Origin of the sequence: Sagittula sp. SSi028, from assembly GCF_048553715.1 — a bacterium.
GTDB lineage: Bacteria > Pseudomonadota > Alphaproteobacteria > Rhodobacterales > Rhodobacteraceae > Sagittula.
In genome coordinates, this window is sequence record NZ_JBLZNC010000001.1 from 125,019 (window position 1) to 139,105 (window position 14,087).

At 62.3% G+C, this 14,087-nt stretch carries 14 protein-coding genes; 10 read left to right on the forward strand and 4 right to left on the reverse strand.

What is annotated here, in order from left to right; all coding sequences use genetic code 11:
- Positions 1–10: 10 nt before the first annotated feature.
- Positions 11–472, reverse strand: coding sequence for a peroxiredoxin (locus ACN5AZ_RS00575; protein ID WP_419426901.1), 462 nt, complete (start codon positions 470–472; stop codon positions 11–13).
- An 85-nt stretch (positions 473–557) separates the two neighbouring features.
- Between ACN5AZ_RS00575 and ACN5AZ_RS00580 the strand changes: the two genes are divergently transcribed.
- From ACN5AZ_RS00580 to ACN5AZ_RS00595, 4 genes are all read left to right on the forward strand, one after another.
- Positions 558–3,839 carry a DUF3971 domain-containing protein gene (locus ACN5AZ_RS00580; RefSeq protein WP_419426902.1) on the forward strand — a complete coding sequence of 1,094 codons (3,282 nt, stop codon included), beginning with the start codon at positions 558–560 and terminating at the stop codon, positions 3,837–3,839.
- 18 nt (positions 3,840–3,857) lie between these two features.
- Entirely contained in the window at positions 3,858–4,910 is a 1,053-nt protein-coding gene (gene queA, locus ACN5AZ_RS00585) for a tRNA preQ1(34) S-adenosylmethionine ribosyltransferase-isomerase QueA (protein WP_419426903.1), read from the forward strand.
- Between the two features lie 153 nt (positions 4,911–5,063).
- Positions 5,064–6,314 carry an MFS transporter gene (locus ACN5AZ_RS00590; protein WP_419426904.1) on the forward strand — a complete coding sequence of 417 codons (1,251 nt, stop codon included), beginning with the start codon at positions 5,064–5,066 and terminating at the stop codon, positions 6,312–6,314.
- A gap of 138 nt (positions 6,315–6,452) precedes the next feature.
- Complete coding sequence (locus ACN5AZ_RS00595) at positions 6,453–7,040, forward strand: DUF924 family protein (RefSeq protein ID WP_419426905.1); 588 nt, start codon at positions 6,453–6,455, stop codon at positions 7,038–7,040.
- A 3-nt stretch (positions 7,041–7,043) separates the two neighbouring features.
- Here the strand turns inward: ACN5AZ_RS00595 and ACN5AZ_RS00600 are convergent, their stop codons facing one another.
- The 3 genes from ACN5AZ_RS00600 to ACN5AZ_RS00610 are packed head-to-tail and all read right to left on the reverse strand — an operon-like array spanning position 7,044 to position 9,172.
- Positions 7,044–8,225, reverse strand: a complete 1,182-nt coding sequence (locus ACN5AZ_RS00600; RefSeq protein ID WP_419426906.1) for an HD domain-containing protein — start codon at positions 8,223–8,225, stop codon at positions 7,044–7,046.
- The gene (locus ACN5AZ_RS00605) at positions 8,222–8,503 is read right to left on the reverse strand and encodes a hypothetical protein (RefSeq protein WP_419426907.1); all 282 of its coding nucleotides are present in this window, start codon (positions 8,501–8,503) and stop codon (positions 8,222–8,224) included. The genes ACN5AZ_RS00600 and ACN5AZ_RS00605 overlap by 4 nt, the downstream gene beginning before the upstream one ends.
- A 15-nt stretch (positions 8,504–8,518) precedes the next feature.
- Positions 8,519–9,172 (reverse strand): alpha/beta hydrolase, encoded by a 654-nt coding sequence (locus tag ACN5AZ_RS00610; protein ID WP_419426908.1) that lies wholly within the window; start codon positions 9,170–9,172, stop codon positions 8,519–8,521.
- Positions 9,173–9,419: 247 nt separating this feature from the next.
- On the opposite strand from ACN5AZ_RS00610, the gene ACN5AZ_RS00615 reads away from it, so the two are divergent.
- The 6 genes from ACN5AZ_RS00615 to ACN5AZ_RS00640 all read left to right on the forward strand — a co-directional run bounded on the left by ACN5AZ_RS00615 (position 9,420) and on the right by ACN5AZ_RS00640 (position 14,081).
- Entirely contained in the window at positions 9,420–9,884 is a 465-nt protein-coding gene (locus ACN5AZ_RS00615) for an Rrf2 family transcriptional regulator (protein WP_419426909.1), read from the forward strand.
- Positions 9,885–9,981: 97 nt separating this feature from the next.
- Positions 9,982–11,133, forward strand: coding sequence for a cysteine desulfurase family protein (locus ACN5AZ_RS00620; RefSeq protein WP_419426910.1), 1,152 nt, complete (start codon positions 9,982–9,984; stop codon positions 11,131–11,133).
- 14 nt (positions 11,134–11,147) lie between these two features.
- Entirely contained in the window at positions 11,148–12,668 is a 1,521-nt protein-coding gene (gene sufB / locus ACN5AZ_RS00625) for a Fe-S cluster assembly protein SufB (RefSeq protein WP_419426911.1), read from the forward strand.
- A 130-nt stretch (positions 12,669–12,798) separates the two neighbouring features.
- Positions 12,799–13,110: a heavy metal-binding domain-containing protein gene (locus tag ACN5AZ_RS00630; RefSeq protein ID WP_419426912.1), complete on the forward strand. Its 312-nt coding sequence runs from the start codon at positions 12,799–12,801 to the stop codon at positions 13,108–13,110.
- Between the two features lie 139 nt (positions 13,111–13,249).
- Positions 13,250–13,459 carry a hypothetical protein gene (locus ACN5AZ_RS00635; protein ID WP_419426913.1) on the forward strand — a complete coding sequence of 70 codons (210 nt, stop codon included), beginning with the start codon at positions 13,250–13,252 and terminating at the stop codon, positions 13,457–13,459.
- A gap of 25 nt (positions 13,460–13,484) precedes the next feature.
- A complete protein-coding gene (locus ACN5AZ_RS00640) occupies positions 13,485–14,081 on the forward strand; it encodes a hypothetical protein (protein WP_419426914.1) in 597 nt (198 codons plus the stop codon).
- Positions 14,082–14,087 lie beyond the last annotated feature (6 nt).

Here is a 14,087-nt window from a genome sequence, read left to right on the forward strand (position 1 = left end):
CGCCGCCAGATCATAGGGCGCGCGCGGCCTCCAGCACCTCGGCCGCGTGACCGGGCACCTTGACCTTGCGCCAAGCGCGCACGACCTGACCGGAGCCATCCACCAGAAAGGTCGACCGCTCGATGCCCATGAAGGTCTTGCCGTACATCTTCTTTTCTTTGAACACGCCATAGCGTTCGGAAAGATCGCCCTCGGCATCAGAGATCAACGGGACGGTGAGCTCTTTCTTGGTCATGAATTTCTCATGACTGGCGAGCGTGTCTTTGGATATCCCGTAAACCGCGATGCCTGCCTTTTCGAACTCCGGCAGCAGTTCCGTAAATTCGATGTTTTCCTTGGTACAGCCCGAGGTGTCATCGCGCGGATAAAAGAACAGCACATAGGGTTTGCCCGCCAGTGCGGCGCTGGAAGCCTCGCCATTGGTGGCCGGAAGGGTGAAGGCGGGGGCCTCGAAAGGCGTCTGTTCGCTCATGCGTATGAACCTCGCTTGATTTGCTCTATGCTTCACGGCAAAGCCGTTTGAACCCCAAGAATAACGCAGCGAGCGCAGGCTTCCAGTGAGTGAACCGCAGGCACAGCAGAAAACCCGCATCCCACGCCGTCGCAAGATCGTGCTTTGGGGATTGGGCTGCGTTCTGGCGGTCTGCGGTATGGTGGCGGTTGGCCTATGGGCGATGGTCGGGCGCGAGGTGTCGGCACCGCTTTGGCTGCGCGACCGGATCGAGACGCGGATCGCCGAAAGCCTGCCGGGACTGACGGTCACGTTTGGCCGCATGGGGCTGCGCATCGAAGACGACTGGCTGGCGCGGATCATCTTGTGGGATGTGACCGTGCGCAACGATCAAGGGGTGATCGCGGTCCAACTTGGCGATGTGGAGGCGGGCATTGCGCCGGTGTCTTTGCTGGATCGGGAATGGGCGTTGAAATTCGCACGCGTCTCGGGGGCTTTTGTCACGGTGCGCCGCGATGGCGAAGGGCGGCTTGGACTGGCTTTGGGGGATGCTTTCGGCTCTGGCACGCAGGTGCCGGAACTGGCGGACATCATCGCGCAGGTGGATGCCTTGGCCCAGGACACCCGCCTGTCAATGCTCGACCGGTTCGAGGCCGAGGCTCTGACGATCCGCTACGAGGACCTGCGCGCCCGTCGCGGCTGGACCGCAGACGGCGGGCGTTTGTCCCTGACCCGCGAGGGGGACATGTTGCGTGTAAACAGCGATGTGGCGCTGTTGTCGGGCGGCACCGGCGTTGCCACCGCCACGCTGGATGCCCAAAGCCGGATTGGCGAGAACGGATTTTCCTTCTCCGTGGCCTTGGACAATGTCTTCTCTGTCGATATCGCCACGCAAAGCCCGGCTCTGGCGTGGCTGGATGCCTTGGAGGCGCCGATTTCCGGTTCTTTGTCGTCGTCCTTTGCGCAGGACGGCACGTTGGGGCAGATGCAGGCCAGTCTGGACATCGGTCCGGGCGTGCTGCAACCCACACAAGGGGCGGAACCGATCCGTTTTCGACTTGCCCGCACCGGTTTCAGCTATGATCCGTCCGAGAGCACCCTGCGGTTCAACGAGATAGAGGTCCTGTCGTCTGTCCTGCGGGTGCGGGCGTCCGGGGTGACACAGATCGACATGTCTCCGCGCGGCTGGCCCGATGCGTTGACCGCACAGTTTACCGTGGGCGACATCGCCTTGGCGCAAGGGACCGTCATGGACCGCCCCATCGTTCTGTCCGGGGCAGAGACGGCGTTTCGCCTGTCGCTGGATCCGTTCCGCGTGGATCTGGGGTCGCTGCGGATCACCGATCCTGCGTTTCCCGTGCGCCTCAGCGGTTGGGCCGGTGCGGATCAGGACGGATGGGCGCTTGCGCTGGATACCCGCGTGGCGCGCACCACGGCGGCCCAAGTTCGGTCGTTCTGGCCTGCGACGGTGGGGCCGCGCGCGCGGGAGTGGGTGATGAACAACCTGCTGGCCGGAGACGTGCGCGATGGGACCTTTGCGTTGCGGATGGCGGCGGGGCAGGCCAAGCCGGATACGTTTCTGGACCTGAGCTTTGACAACGGGCGGGTGCAATACGCCCCCGATCTGCCGCAAGTCAGCGCGGCCTCGGGACGGCTGACGATCTATGACCACCGGCTTGGCCTGCGGCTCGATCGTGGCGTGGTGGATATGGCAGAGGCGGGCGCGGTTGCGCTGGATGGTTCGACCTTCACCATCCCCGATCTGCGCGCGCGGCCTGCCACCGGACAGCTGGCCGTCAAGGCGCAGGGGCCGCTGTCGGCCATTCTGGCCTATGTGGACAACGATCAGTGGCGCGTTCTGCGGCGGGCAGGGCGGGATGCAACGCTGGCCTCGGGCACCGCAGACGTGTCCGGGCGCGTCACGCTGCCGTTGCAGAAAGGGCTGACCTTTGCGGATGTGGATCTGGCGCTGACAGGGCGTCTGCGCGATGTCCAAAGCGCCAAGATCGTGCCGGGAAAACCCTTGGCCGCTGATGAGCTTGATCTGGCGCTGGACAGTCGGTCGCTGACCCTGACGGGAGATGTGACCCTGTCGGGTGTCCCCGCCAGTGGTCGCTGGCGGCAGACCTTTGGCGGGGGATCGCAGGTGGTGGCGGATGTCTCCGTCACGCCGGACACGCTGGCCCGACTGGGCATCAAACTGCCGCAGGGCATGTTGAGCGGTGCGGGCACCGGCAAGCTGACGGTTGATCTGGCAGCAGGGGCTGCGCCTGCGTTCAAGCTGACAAGCAATCTTGCCGGAATTGCCCTGTCCCTGCCGCAGATCGGTTGGGGATTGTCGCGCAACACCACCGGACAGTTCGAAATCTCGGGCCGTCTGACGCAGCCTGTCAGCGTCGACCGGATCGCGCTGGACGGGGCCGGATTGCGGGCGCGAGGGACCTTGGCGCTGACGGCGGGCGGGGCCTTTGACCGGCTGACCCTGTCCGAACTGAAAATCGCGGACTGGCTGGATGTGGCGGGGGTCTTGCGCGGTCGTGGCGCCAATGCCGCGCCCGCGGTCGAGATCACGTCGGGCCGGGCCGATTTGCGCAGCGCGCCATTCGGGGCCAGCGGCGGTGGGGGCGGCGGCAGCTCTGGCGGGGGCGGGCCGCTGACATTGGCGTTGGACCGCTTGCAGGTCACCAACAACATCGAGGTCTACGGTTTTCGCGGCACCTTTGATCTTTCGCGCGGGCTGGAGGGGAACTTTACCGGCAGCCTGTCCGGCAAGGCCAAGATCGAAGGTCGCGTGGTGCCGCAAAACGGCGGCAGCGCGTTCCAGATCAAAGGCCGTGATGCGGGCGATATCCTTAAGGCGGCGGGGCTGTTGAAAACCGTGCAGGACGGGACCTTTGACCTTGATCTTGCGCCAGTGCGTGGCCAGGCCGGCAGTTTTGACGGCTATCTGGAGGTCAACGGCGCGCGCCTGCAAAAAGCACCTGCCATCGCCTCCCTGCTGGATGCGATTTCCGTGGTGGGCATATTGGACCAGTTGAACGGGCCGGGGATCTTCTTTTCCGAGGTCGACGCCCGCTTTCGCCTGACCCCAACTCAGGTCATCATTTCTGAAAGCAGCGCCGTGGGTCCGTCGATGGGGATTTCGCTGGATGGCTATTACAATCTGGCCAATGGCGCGATGGACATGCAGGGCGTTCTGTCGCCGATCTACGTCGTCAACGCGGTGGGGCGGCTGTTTGCGCGCAAGGGCGAAGGCTTGATCGGTTTCAACTTCAACTTGCGCGGCACGGTGGCCGAGCCGCGTGTGTCGGTCAACCCGCTTTCGGCCTTGACCCCCGGCATGTTCCGCGACATTTTCCGCCGTCCGCCCCCTGACCTGTCCCAGTGATATCAAAAGGTTACACTGATGAAGCTTGATGACTTCGACTTTGATCTGCCTGAGCGGCTGATCGCGACCCGCCCCGCCAAACCGCGGTCTTCGGCGCGACTGCTGGTGGCCGAAGGCGATGCCATCACCGATGCCCGTGTCTTCGATCTGCACAAATGGCTGCGGCCCGGCGACCGTCTGGTGCTCAACGATACAAAAGTTATTCCCGCGCGTCTGACCGGCCAGCGCCACCGCACCTCCGAACAGGGCGAGACCGTGGCGCAGATTGATGTGACCCTGTTGGAGCCGCGCGCGGATGGGAGCTGGGCCGCGCTTTTGAAGCCGCTCAAAAAAGTGCGCGAGGGGGAAAGCTTGAGGTTCTCCGATGATCTCAGAGCCGAGCTTGTGTCCAAAGAAGATGGTCAGGCGCTCTTGCGGTTCAATCTGGACGGCGACGATTTCGACGCGGCGTTGAATGCGGCAGGGGCCATGCCCTTGCCTCCTTATATTGCGGCGAAACGCCCGGCGGATGCGCAGGACCACGAGGACTACCAAACGGTCTGGGCGCGCAACAGCGGGGCCGTGGCGGCCCCAACGGCGTCACTGCATTTTGACAAGGACGTTCTGGACGGGCTTGCTCGGATGGGGGTGGAATTCACCCATGTGACCCTGCACGTCGGCGCAGGCACCTTCCTGCCGGTGAAGGTCGAGGACGTGACGACCCACAAAATGCACGGTGAATGGGGCGAGGTGACGCCGCAGGCCGCCGCCGAGATCGCGCAAACCCGCGCGGCAGGCGGGCGGGTCATTCCGGTGGGCACCACCGCCTTGCGCCTGATCGAGACCGCCGCCCGTGGCGGTGACATCGCGCCGTTCAAAGACGTGACCGATATCTTCATTTACCCGGGCTTTACCTTCAACGTGGCAGACGCGTTGATGACGAACTTTCATTTGCCGAAATCCACGCTGATGATGTTGGTGTCGGCGCTGATGGGCCAAAACCGCATCCGCGCGATTTACGACCACGCTATCGCGCAGGACTATCGCTTTTTCTCTTACGGGGACGCGTCCTTGCTGTTCCCACCGCGATAGGCGGATGGTTGCACCGCGTGCGCGCGGCAAAGCAGGACTTGTTCGTAAAACGACATAGAATCGTGTCAAAGGTCGCTACAGGCCAATTGGCAGTGGTCCATCACGGGCACTGCGCACCGACAACAGACCGCCGGACCGACAAAGGAGCACAGCATGCTGGGCGTATTGGGAAATTCATGGGCATTGCTGCTGGGCATGCTGTTTTTGATGGTCGGCAACGGTCTGCAGGGGTCTTTGCTGGGTGTGCGCGGGGCCGATGCGGGCTTTTCGGCGGGCACCATGTCGATCATCATGTCGGCCTATTTCGCAGGCTTTTTGTTCGCGTCGCGCATGGCACCGGCGATGATCCGGCGTGTGGGCCATGTGCGGGTCTTTGCGGCGCTGGGATCGTTTATCTCGGCCGTGCTGATCCTGTTTCCCGCGCTGCAGCATCCGGCGGCGTGGGTTCTGGGGCGCTTTGTTCTGGGTTTTTGTTTCTGCGGCGTTTACGTCACGGCGGAAAGCTGGCTGAACAACACCGCCTCGAATGATACACGCGGGCAGACATTGTCTGCTTACATGATCGTGCAGATGGCGGGGATTATTGCGGCGCAGGGGTTGCTGCTGGTGCCGGATGCCTCGGGTTTTTTGCTGTTTATCATCCCGTCTGTGCTGGTTTCGATCTCCTTCGCGCCGATCCTGTTGTCGATCTCGCCCACGCCAGCGTTTGAGTCGACGAAACGGATGACGTTGAAAGAGCTCTACGGCATCTCGCCTTTGGGCATGGTCGGTATCTTCCTGCTGGGCGGGGTGTTTGCGGCGCAATTCGGTATGGCGGCGGTCTACGCCACCGAGGCGGGCATGACGCTGAGCCAGATTTCCATCTTTATCTCCGCGTTTTACGTGGGCGCCTTGGTCATGCAGTACCCGCTGGGCTGGATTTCTGACCGCGTGGACCGTCGTGGCTTGATCACTGTGGTGGCTGCCGTGGGCGCTGCGGCCTCTTGTGTGGCGATTGCATCGGGCAGTTTTGGCATGATCGCCAGCATGGCGTTTGTTATCGGCGGCTGTTCCAACCCGTTGTATTCGCTGCTGATCGCCTACACCAACGATCTGATGGATGTCGAGGATATGGCCGCAGCCTCGGCGGGACTGTTGTTCATCAACGGGGTGGGGGCGATCGCCGGTCCGCTGATTATCGGCTACCTGATGCAGCTTGTGGCCCCTTGGGCGTTCTTTGCCCTGATTGCGGGGTTGCTGGCACTGGTGTCGGTCTACGCACTGTATCGTATGACACAACGCCCCGCACCGTCGGTCGAGGATACGGGCGCCTACGCCCCATTGGCGCCGCAAGGCTCGTTGATCGCGGTCGAAGCCGCGCAGGAATATTTCATCGAGCAGAGCGAGGAAGAAGAAGAGGAGTAAGCGCAGGACACGTGTCGTTTGCGCGCTTGGATAGCTGCCCGGTCCGCTGTCAGAAATTGACAGAATTCGTGATTGGGCAGCTTCGCCCACCTATGGTTACCGTAACGTTACATACGGTGCACCGTGAAGGAGGGTGACATGGCTTCGCCAGAGGAAATACTGGCATTCTGGTTGGACGATACCGGCCCAGAGGGGTGGTACAAGCAGGATGCGGCGCTGGATGACACAATCCGCGCGCGGTTCGGCACCACGTGGGAGGGGATGATGCAGGGCCGGTTTGGCCTGTGGCTGACCTATCCTGCGGGCACTCTGGCCTATATCATTCTGGCGGATCAGTTTTCACGCAACATGTTCCGCGATCAGGCAAGGGCGTTCGCCTCGGACCAGATCGGGCTGGCAGCGGCCAAACAGGCGGTGCATCGCGGCTGGGATCTCAAGATCGATGAGCCGGCACGGCAGTTTTTCTACCTGCCGATGATGCATTCGGAGAACCTGTGCGATCAGGACCGCTGTGTGCGGCTGATGAAGGAACGCATGCCGCAAACCGGCGCGTCGAACCTGTTGCATGCGCAGGTCCACCGCGAGGTGATCCGACGCTTCGGGCGCTTTCCCTATCGCAACGCAGCGCTTGGCCGTCACAACACTGCAGCCGAGACGGATTTTCTGACGAACGGGGGCTATGGCCGTGTCCTGCGCGAGATGCAGGCAGAACGCGAAGCGGCCTGACGGTTAGGCCTGTTCAGCTTGAAGGCGGTCGATCATCGCATGGGCGCGCGGCGCGATCCACTGCCATAAGATGGGCGCGCCGGCCTCGATCTTGGCACCGACGGCGCTGTCAAAGCGGGCGCGGTCCACGCGGTAATCCACCCACGACCCGCCGCCCGCCGCGATGTTCAGGTTGGGCGGATTGAAGCGGTCCAGCGATTTGGCAAAATTGGCATCCGCGCTCTGGTTGTCCTCGAACTCTTGCCAGAGGGCGCGCAGCCGCGTGCCTTCGGCAGGGGGCAAGAGGCCGAATAGCCTGTCTGCGGCGGCTTGTTCCGCGTCCTGAGTGGCGGCAGCGTCCGAGGTGCCGAACACAGGGGCGTCGCCGGCGTCGATCTCGACCAGATCATGCAGGATCAGCATTTGCACAACGCGGTCGGTTCGAACGGGGCGTTTCGCGTGCTCGCCCAGCAAAAGCGCATATAAGGCCACATGCCAGCTGTGTTCGGCGCTGTTCTCGTGGCGTGCGCCGGACAGCACACGGGTCGCGCGGGTGACGGATTTCAGACGGTCCGCCTCGGCCAGAAAGCGAAGGCGGCGCATCAGATCGCTGTCGGGCGGTGTCTCGCCCCGCATCAGGCTGCGTGCGATCCGGTCAAGTTCCGGCCAGTCCTGCGCCATGCGCTTTGCGCGGCCTTGGGTTAGGGTGTGGCCCGCGATCTCGGGGTGGCCGTTGTGCCATGACGGCGCCAGAAAGACCTGCAGGATCGGCTGCATGTGGTCGATGCGTTTGGCGTAAACAGCGGTGGGGGTCTGGATGGCCTCGAACTCTCGCCACAGGCTGTCGACCATCTTGGCCTGATCGGGCGGCAGAAGCGGGAACAGCCGCGCGGCGGCGGCCTGTTCCTTGGCCGCAATCTCGTCGGGATCATAGGCCACTGCGACCGAATGATCGCCCGCGTCGATTTCGACAATGTCATGGATCAGCAGCATGGCGATGGCGCGGGCCAGATCGCAACCGGCGGGCATATCGGGGGCAAGGACAATGGCCCAAAGCGCGACGTGCCAAGAATGTTCGGCCACGTTTTCCGCGCGGGACAGATCCATCAGCACGTTATGGCGCAGCACGCTCTTGAGCTTGTCGGCCTCTGTCAGAAAGGCCATCTGACGATCCAGCCGGTCGGTGACAGCGGCCGGCAAGGTCATAGGTTTTCGTTGTCGCTGCCGGGGGCAAGGGCGGTGGGAATGGCCTCGCCGCGCTTTTTGGCCTCCAGCGCCTGTTGGACGTGGTCGGTGAGGAAAGTGCGGGCGCGGCGTTCCGCGAGGCGGATACGCACCGCCGCGCGAAAGACTTCTTCGGAGGAGGGGGACGAAGCCCCCAGCACATTGGCCACCTGATCGGGCAGGTTCTCATCCCCCAAAGCGTCCATCGCCTTGATGACATCCTGAGCGAGTTTATCGGCAAGGTCGTCGACGACAGACATCGGCGTGGCTCCGGGTTAGCGGGAGTTTTCCGTCAGGCGACGTTTGACGTAGCCGGTGACAGAATCGATCATCGTGTCCATGTGCGGCTCTTCAAAGAAGTGACCGGAGCCTTCGATCTCCTGATGGGTGATCGTGATGCCCTTTTGTTCGTGCAGTTTGTTGACCAGCGTACGGGTGTCGGCAGGCGGGGCCACGCGGTCGGCGGCGCCGTTGATCACCAGACCCGAAGAAGGGCAGGGGGCAAGGAACGAGAAATCGTACATGTTCGCAGGCGGCGAGACCGAGACGAAGCCCGTAATCTCGGGTCGGCGCATCAGAAGCTGCATGCCAATCCAGGCACCGAAAGAGAAACCGGCCACCCAGCAGTGTTTCGAGTTCTGGTTCATCGACTGCAGGTAATCAAGCGCCGATGCCGCATCCGACAGTTCGCCCACACCCTGATCGTATTCGCCCTGGCTGCGGCCGACACCGCGGAAATTGAACCGCAGCACGGTGAAGCCCATGTTATAAAAGGCGTAGTGCAGGTTGTAGACCACCTTGTTGTTCATGGTCCCGCCAAACTGCGGATGGGGGTGCAACACGATGGCGATGGGCGCGTCGCGGTCTTTTTGCGGGTGGTAGCGGCCTTCGAGACGACCTTCGGGTCCGGGAAAAATGACCTCGGGCATGTGTGCGCGCGGGCTCCTGATCTGATGCGCCGGAAGCGGCGCTGCGTTGCGGGCCGGAGAAACTTGACAACTTCACTCAGCCAACTTAGAAACGTTCCAAAGAGGCCGTGGGGCCGGAACGGGCTTGGATGCAGATAGGCAATCAGGCGCGCAACGTCAATTGCCCTGCGCCTGTGAGTGCTGCGCGGATTGGCGAACGTGGCCGGAATGCATCTTGGATGGATGCCCCTGAGTTAGGAGAAGACAGATGAAGCTGAGCACTAAGGGGCGTTATGCGATGGTCGCGCTGGTCGATATCGCGCTGCAACCCAGCGAGACGCTGGTGACGCTGGGCGATGTGTCCAAACGTCAGAGTCTGTCGCTGCCCTATCTGGAGCAGCTTTTCGTCAAGCTGCGGCGTGCGGGGCTGGTGGAATCGGTGCGCGGGCCCGGTGGCGGCTACCGTCTGGCGCGGCCTGCGGCCGAGATCCGGGTGGTGGATGTTCTGGCGGCGGTCGATGAAACGGTGGACGCGATGCACAAGGGGGCGGGGGCCTCTGGCGGGTTGTCCGGGTCAAAGGCGCAATCGCTGTCGAACCGGCTGTGGCAGTCGCTTTCCGCGCATGTCTACGTGTTTTTGCACCAGACCCGCCTGTCGGATGTGGTCGAGGCCGGCTTGGTGCCCTGTCCGGCGGTTCCGGCCCTGTTTGATGTGGTGGAAGACGAAGATTGAGGGCAATGGGGGCGCTGCCCCCCGCCCTGCGGGCGTCCCCCGAGGTATTTGCGCCAAGAAAAAGCAAAGGCGCGCTTTTGGTTGATGGGAAAAGGCTGTGACACGGGTCTATCTGGATCATAACGCGACAACGCCGCTGCGCGTGGAAGCGCGAGCCGCGATGATGTCGGCGATGGATGTGATTGGCAACCCGTCGTCAGTGCATGCGGAAGGGCGTGCGGCCAAGATGCTGGTCGAGCATGCCCGGGCGCAGGTGGCGGCGCTGGTGGGGTGCAAGGTCAATCAGGTGGTCTTTACCGGCTCTGCGACGGAGGCGGCGGCCTTGGCCGTGGCGCAGAAGGCGCAGCACGGGGGTGTGTTTGCCGCATTGGAGACCGAGCATGACGCCGTCCACAGCTGGAGCGAGGCGGCGTTGCCGGCGATCCACGGGACGGATGGCGCGCTTGGTGCCGGGGTCGGCGAGGTGGCTGGCTGGATCGCTGAGCAGGCGGGGCGGCCACGGGCCGCTTTGCTGGCTGTATCGGCGGCCAATAGCGAAACCGGCGTGATGATGCCGGACGGTCTTGTGGTTGGCAGTGGTGATGGCTTGTTTGGGGGTGCGCCTGCGGTGTCCGCGCTGTGTGATATCACGCAGATGGCGGGCAAGGTGCCGGTGGATTATGGGGCGGAAACGCCGTCCTATGCGATTTTGTCGGCGCATAAATTCGGGGGGCCCAAGGGGGTCGGGGCGTTGATCAATTTTACCGCTGAAGACCCGCAAGCGATTCTGCGTGGCGGCGGTCAGGAGATGGGGCGCCGGTCCGGCACCGAGAATGTTGTCGGGATTGCAGGGTTTGGCGCGGCGGCCGAGGCGGCTTTGGCCGATGTGACGTCGGGGCGTTGGGCCGAGATCGAGAAATTTAGAAACATTCTAGAAAATGAGATTGCAGCCGTCGCACAAGACACTATTTTCATCGGCAAAGAGGCGCGCCGTCTGCCCAACACGAGTTGTTTTGCCGTTCCTGGATGGAAGGGTGAGACGCAGGTGATGCAGATGGATCTGGCGGGGTTTGCCGTGAGTGCAGGGTCGGCCTGTTCGTCGGGCAAGGTGCGCGCCAGCCGCGTGCTGCGTGCCATGGGATTTGGCGATGATGTCGCCAGTTCGGCCATTCGGGTGAGCCTGGGGCTGGACAGTACCGAAGAGGATGTGTCGCGCTTTGTTGAAGCGTGGCGGAAGAAATACCAGCGGTTCCGCGCGCGGGCCGCATGAGAGAGGAAATGAACATGTCCGTGATAGAAGACGTCAATGTCAAAGAAGGTGTCGATCAGGAAACCGTCGACGCGGTCAAGCAGGTGTCCACCTATAAATACGGCTGGGATACCGAGATCGAGATGGAATATGCGCCCAAGGGCGTGAACCCCGATATTGTCCGGTTGATCTCGGAGAAGAACGAAGAGCCCGAGTGGATGACCGAATGGCGTCTGCAGGCCTTTGAACGTTGGTCAAAGATGGAAGAGCCGAGCTGGGCGATGGTCGACTACCCCGAGATCGACTTTCAGGAGCAATATTACTACGCGCGCCCCAAAAGCATGACGCAAAAGCCCAAGTCGCTGGACGAGGTGGACCCCAAACTGCTGGCGACATATGAAAAGCTGGGCATTCCGCTGAAAGAGCAGATGATCCTTGCCGGTGTCGAGGGGGCCGAGAATGCGCCCTCCGAGGGCCGCAAGGTGGCCGTGGATGCGGTGTTTGATTCCGTCTCTGTTGGCACGACCTTTCAGGCGGAGCTGAAGAAGGCGGGTGTGATTTTTTGTTCGATCTCGGAGGCGATCCGGGAGCATCCCGAGCTGGTGAAGAAATACCTCGGGTCTGTGGTTCCGCAGTCGGATAACTTTTATGCGACGCTGAACTCGGCGGTGTTCTCGGACGGCTCGTTTGTCTACGTGCCGCCGGGGGTGCGCTGCCCCATGGAGCTGTCGACCTATTTCCGCATTAACGCGGAGAACACCGGCCAGTTCGAACGCACTCTGATCATCGCGGACAAGGGGAGCTATGTCTCTTACCTTGAAGGTTGCACCGCGCCGCAGCGCGATACTGCGCAGCTTCACGCGGCTGTCGTCGAGATCATCGTCGAAGAAGACGCCGAGGTGAAATATTCCACCGTTCAGAACTGGTTCCCCGGGGATGAAAACGGCAAGGGCGGCATCTACAACTTCGTGACCAAGCGCGCCGATTGCCGCGGCGACCGGGCCAAAGTGATGTGGACGCAGGTGGAAACCGGATCGGCTGTGACGTGGAAGTATCCGTCCTGCATCCTGCGCGGCAATGAATCGCAAGGCGAGTTCTATTCGATCGCGATTGCCAACAACCACCAGCAGGCGGACACCGGCACCAAGATGATCCACCTGGGCAAGGATACCAAGTCGCGCATCGTGTCCAAGGGCATCTCTGCCGGTGTGGCGCAGAACACCTACCGTGGTCTGGTGTCGATGCACCCGAAGGCGAAGAACTCGCGCAACTACACGCAGTGTGACTCGCTGCTGATCGGTGACAAATGCGGGGCGCACACGGTTCCCTATATCGAGGTGAAGAACAACTCGAGCCGGTGTGAGCACGAGGCGACCACGTCGAAGGTGGATGACGACCAGCTGTTCTATTGCCGTCAGCGCGGCATGGACGAGGAAGAAGCGGTGGCCTTGGTGGTCAACGGTTTCTGCCGCGAGGTTCTGCAGGCGCTGCCGATGGAATTTGCGATGGAAGCGCAGCAGCTTGTTGCCATCTCTCTCGAAGGGTCGGTGGGCTAAGTCGGGGCGCGAAGCCCCGACCTACGTGACCTGACGCGCTTATCCGGTGCGGCGGTGCGCTGGCATCGCCGCCGGTATCCAAGCCTTACAGGGCGGGCCGACCCGCCGGAGACTGCGAAAGGATGACATCATGATCGTGACAACCACACCGAGCGTCGAAGGCTACCAGATTGCCGACTACAAGGGCATCGTGGTGGGCGAGGCCATTCTTGGCGCCAATGTATTCCGCGATGTCTTTGCCGGCATCACCGACATTCTTGGCGGCCGGTCCGGTGCATATGAGGCATCGCTGGGCGAGGCGCGGGAGACCGCCTTGGCCGAGCTGGAACAGCGCGCCACGGCGCTTGGGGCCAATGCGGTTGTGGGTGTCGATCTGGATTACGAAGTCATCAACAACATGCTGATGGTATCGGCATCTGGCACCGCTGTGGTGTTGGGCTAACGAAAAAACACCTACGATTCAGTGAAACGGGACGAAATCTTGTCGGTTTTCGGAAAATCCTTTGTCAAAGCCACAATTGCGCCACTTTTGCGGCGTAATGTGGCCTTGCGTGGGGGCGCGTTTCAACGTGGATGTCGTTATGACCAATTCCGTGACTTTGTCCGGGCAGGATGCCTTGGAGAGCTGGGAAATCCAGCGCGAACAAGAGGTGTGTCTGCGCGAGGCGATGCTTGCGGACGAGGCGTTGGAGCCCGAGCCGCAACGGACCCATCTGCGGTTGCCCGTTCTGGCGGGGGCAGGGGGACTTGTTCTGGCGGCCACTGTTTTGGGGATCGGCGCGCTGATCTGACACGCGGGCCGTGGCGGAGGGTGGCATGACCCAGACTCTGCAACGCCCCGAACTTACCTTTCCAGAGGCCGAAGGTCGCGCTTTGCGCGCCGCTTATGAGGCGGCCGATGTGATCCTAGAGTACGGCTCCGGTGGGTCCACCGTCATGGCCGCTGAAATGGCGGGCAAGACGGTCTTTAGCGTGGAATCCGACCGTGCCTGGGCGCAGATGATGCGGCAATGGTTCGACAGCCACCCACCCGCGCAGGGCAGTGAGGTCGACATCATCTGGTCCGACATCGGAGCCACCAAGCAATGGGGCCATCCGGTCGACCATACGGAATGGAAACGCTTTGCCCGCTATCCGTTGGAGGTCTGGGGAGAGCCGCATTTCCGTCAGCCCGATGTGGTTCTGGTGGACGGGCGGTTCCGGCAGGGCTGTGCGCTGGCCTGCGCCTTTATGTCGAAGGCCCCTGTTACGCTGTTCTTCGACGATTATGTGCAACGCAAACACTATCACAAGGTCGAGGAGATCCTCGGCCAACCCGAAATCATCGGGCGCATGGCGCATTGGTGCGTCACGCCCCGTCCCATCCCGCCGGAGCGGCTGATGTGGGTCATCAAGCTGATGCAAAACCCCTGACGCGCT

What these genes read in the sequence shown, in the direction of transcription:
- ACN5AZ_RS00575 (WP_419426901.1), bottom strand. Translation starts at nt 472, where the DNA reads ATGAGCGAACAGACGCCTTTCGAGGCCCCCGCCTTCACCCTTCCGGCC.
- queA (WP_419426903.1), top strand. Translation starts at nt 3,858, where the DNA reads ATGAAGCTTGATGACTTCGACTTTGATCTGCCTGAGCGGCTGATCGCG.
- ACN5AZ_RS00590 (WP_419426904.1), top strand. Translation starts at nt 5,064, where the DNA reads ATGCTGGGCGTATTGGGAAATTCATGGGCATTGCTGCTGGGCATGCTG.
- ACN5AZ_RS00595 (WP_419426905.1), top strand. Translation starts at nt 6,453, where the DNA reads ATGGCTTCGCCAGAGGAAATACTGGCATTCTGGTTGGACGATACCGGC.
- ACN5AZ_RS00600 (WP_419426906.1), bottom strand. Translation starts at nt 8,225, where the DNA reads ATGACCTTGCCGGCCGCTGTCACCGACCGGCTGGATCGTCAGATGGCC.
- ACN5AZ_RS00605 (WP_419426907.1), bottom strand. Translation starts at nt 8,503, where the DNA reads ATGTCTGTCGTCGACGACCTTGCCGATAAACTCGCTCAGGATGTCATC.
- ACN5AZ_RS00610 (WP_419426908.1), bottom strand. Translation starts at nt 9,172, where the DNA reads ATGCCCGAGGTCATTTTTCCCGGACCCGAAGGTCGTCTCGAAGGCCGC.
- ACN5AZ_RS00615 (WP_419426909.1), top strand. Translation starts at nt 9,420, where the DNA reads ATGAAGCTGAGCACTAAGGGGCGTTATGCGATGGTCGCGCTGGTCGAT.
- sufB (WP_419426911.1), top strand. Translation starts at nt 11,148, where the DNA reads ATGTCCGTGATAGAAGACGTCAATGTCAAAGAAGGTGTCGATCAGGAA.
- ACN5AZ_RS00630 (WP_419426912.1), top strand. Translation starts at nt 12,799, where the DNA reads ATGATCGTGACAACCACACCGAGCGTCGAAGGCTACCAGATTGCCGAC.
- ACN5AZ_RS00635 (WP_419426913.1), top strand. Translation starts at nt 13,250, where the DNA reads ATGACCAATTCCGTGACTTTGTCCGGGCAGGATGCCTTGGAGAGCTGG.
- ACN5AZ_RS00640 (WP_419426914.1), top strand. Translation starts at nt 13,485, where the DNA reads ATGACCCAGACTCTGCAACGCCCCGAACTTACCTTTCCAGAGGCCGAA.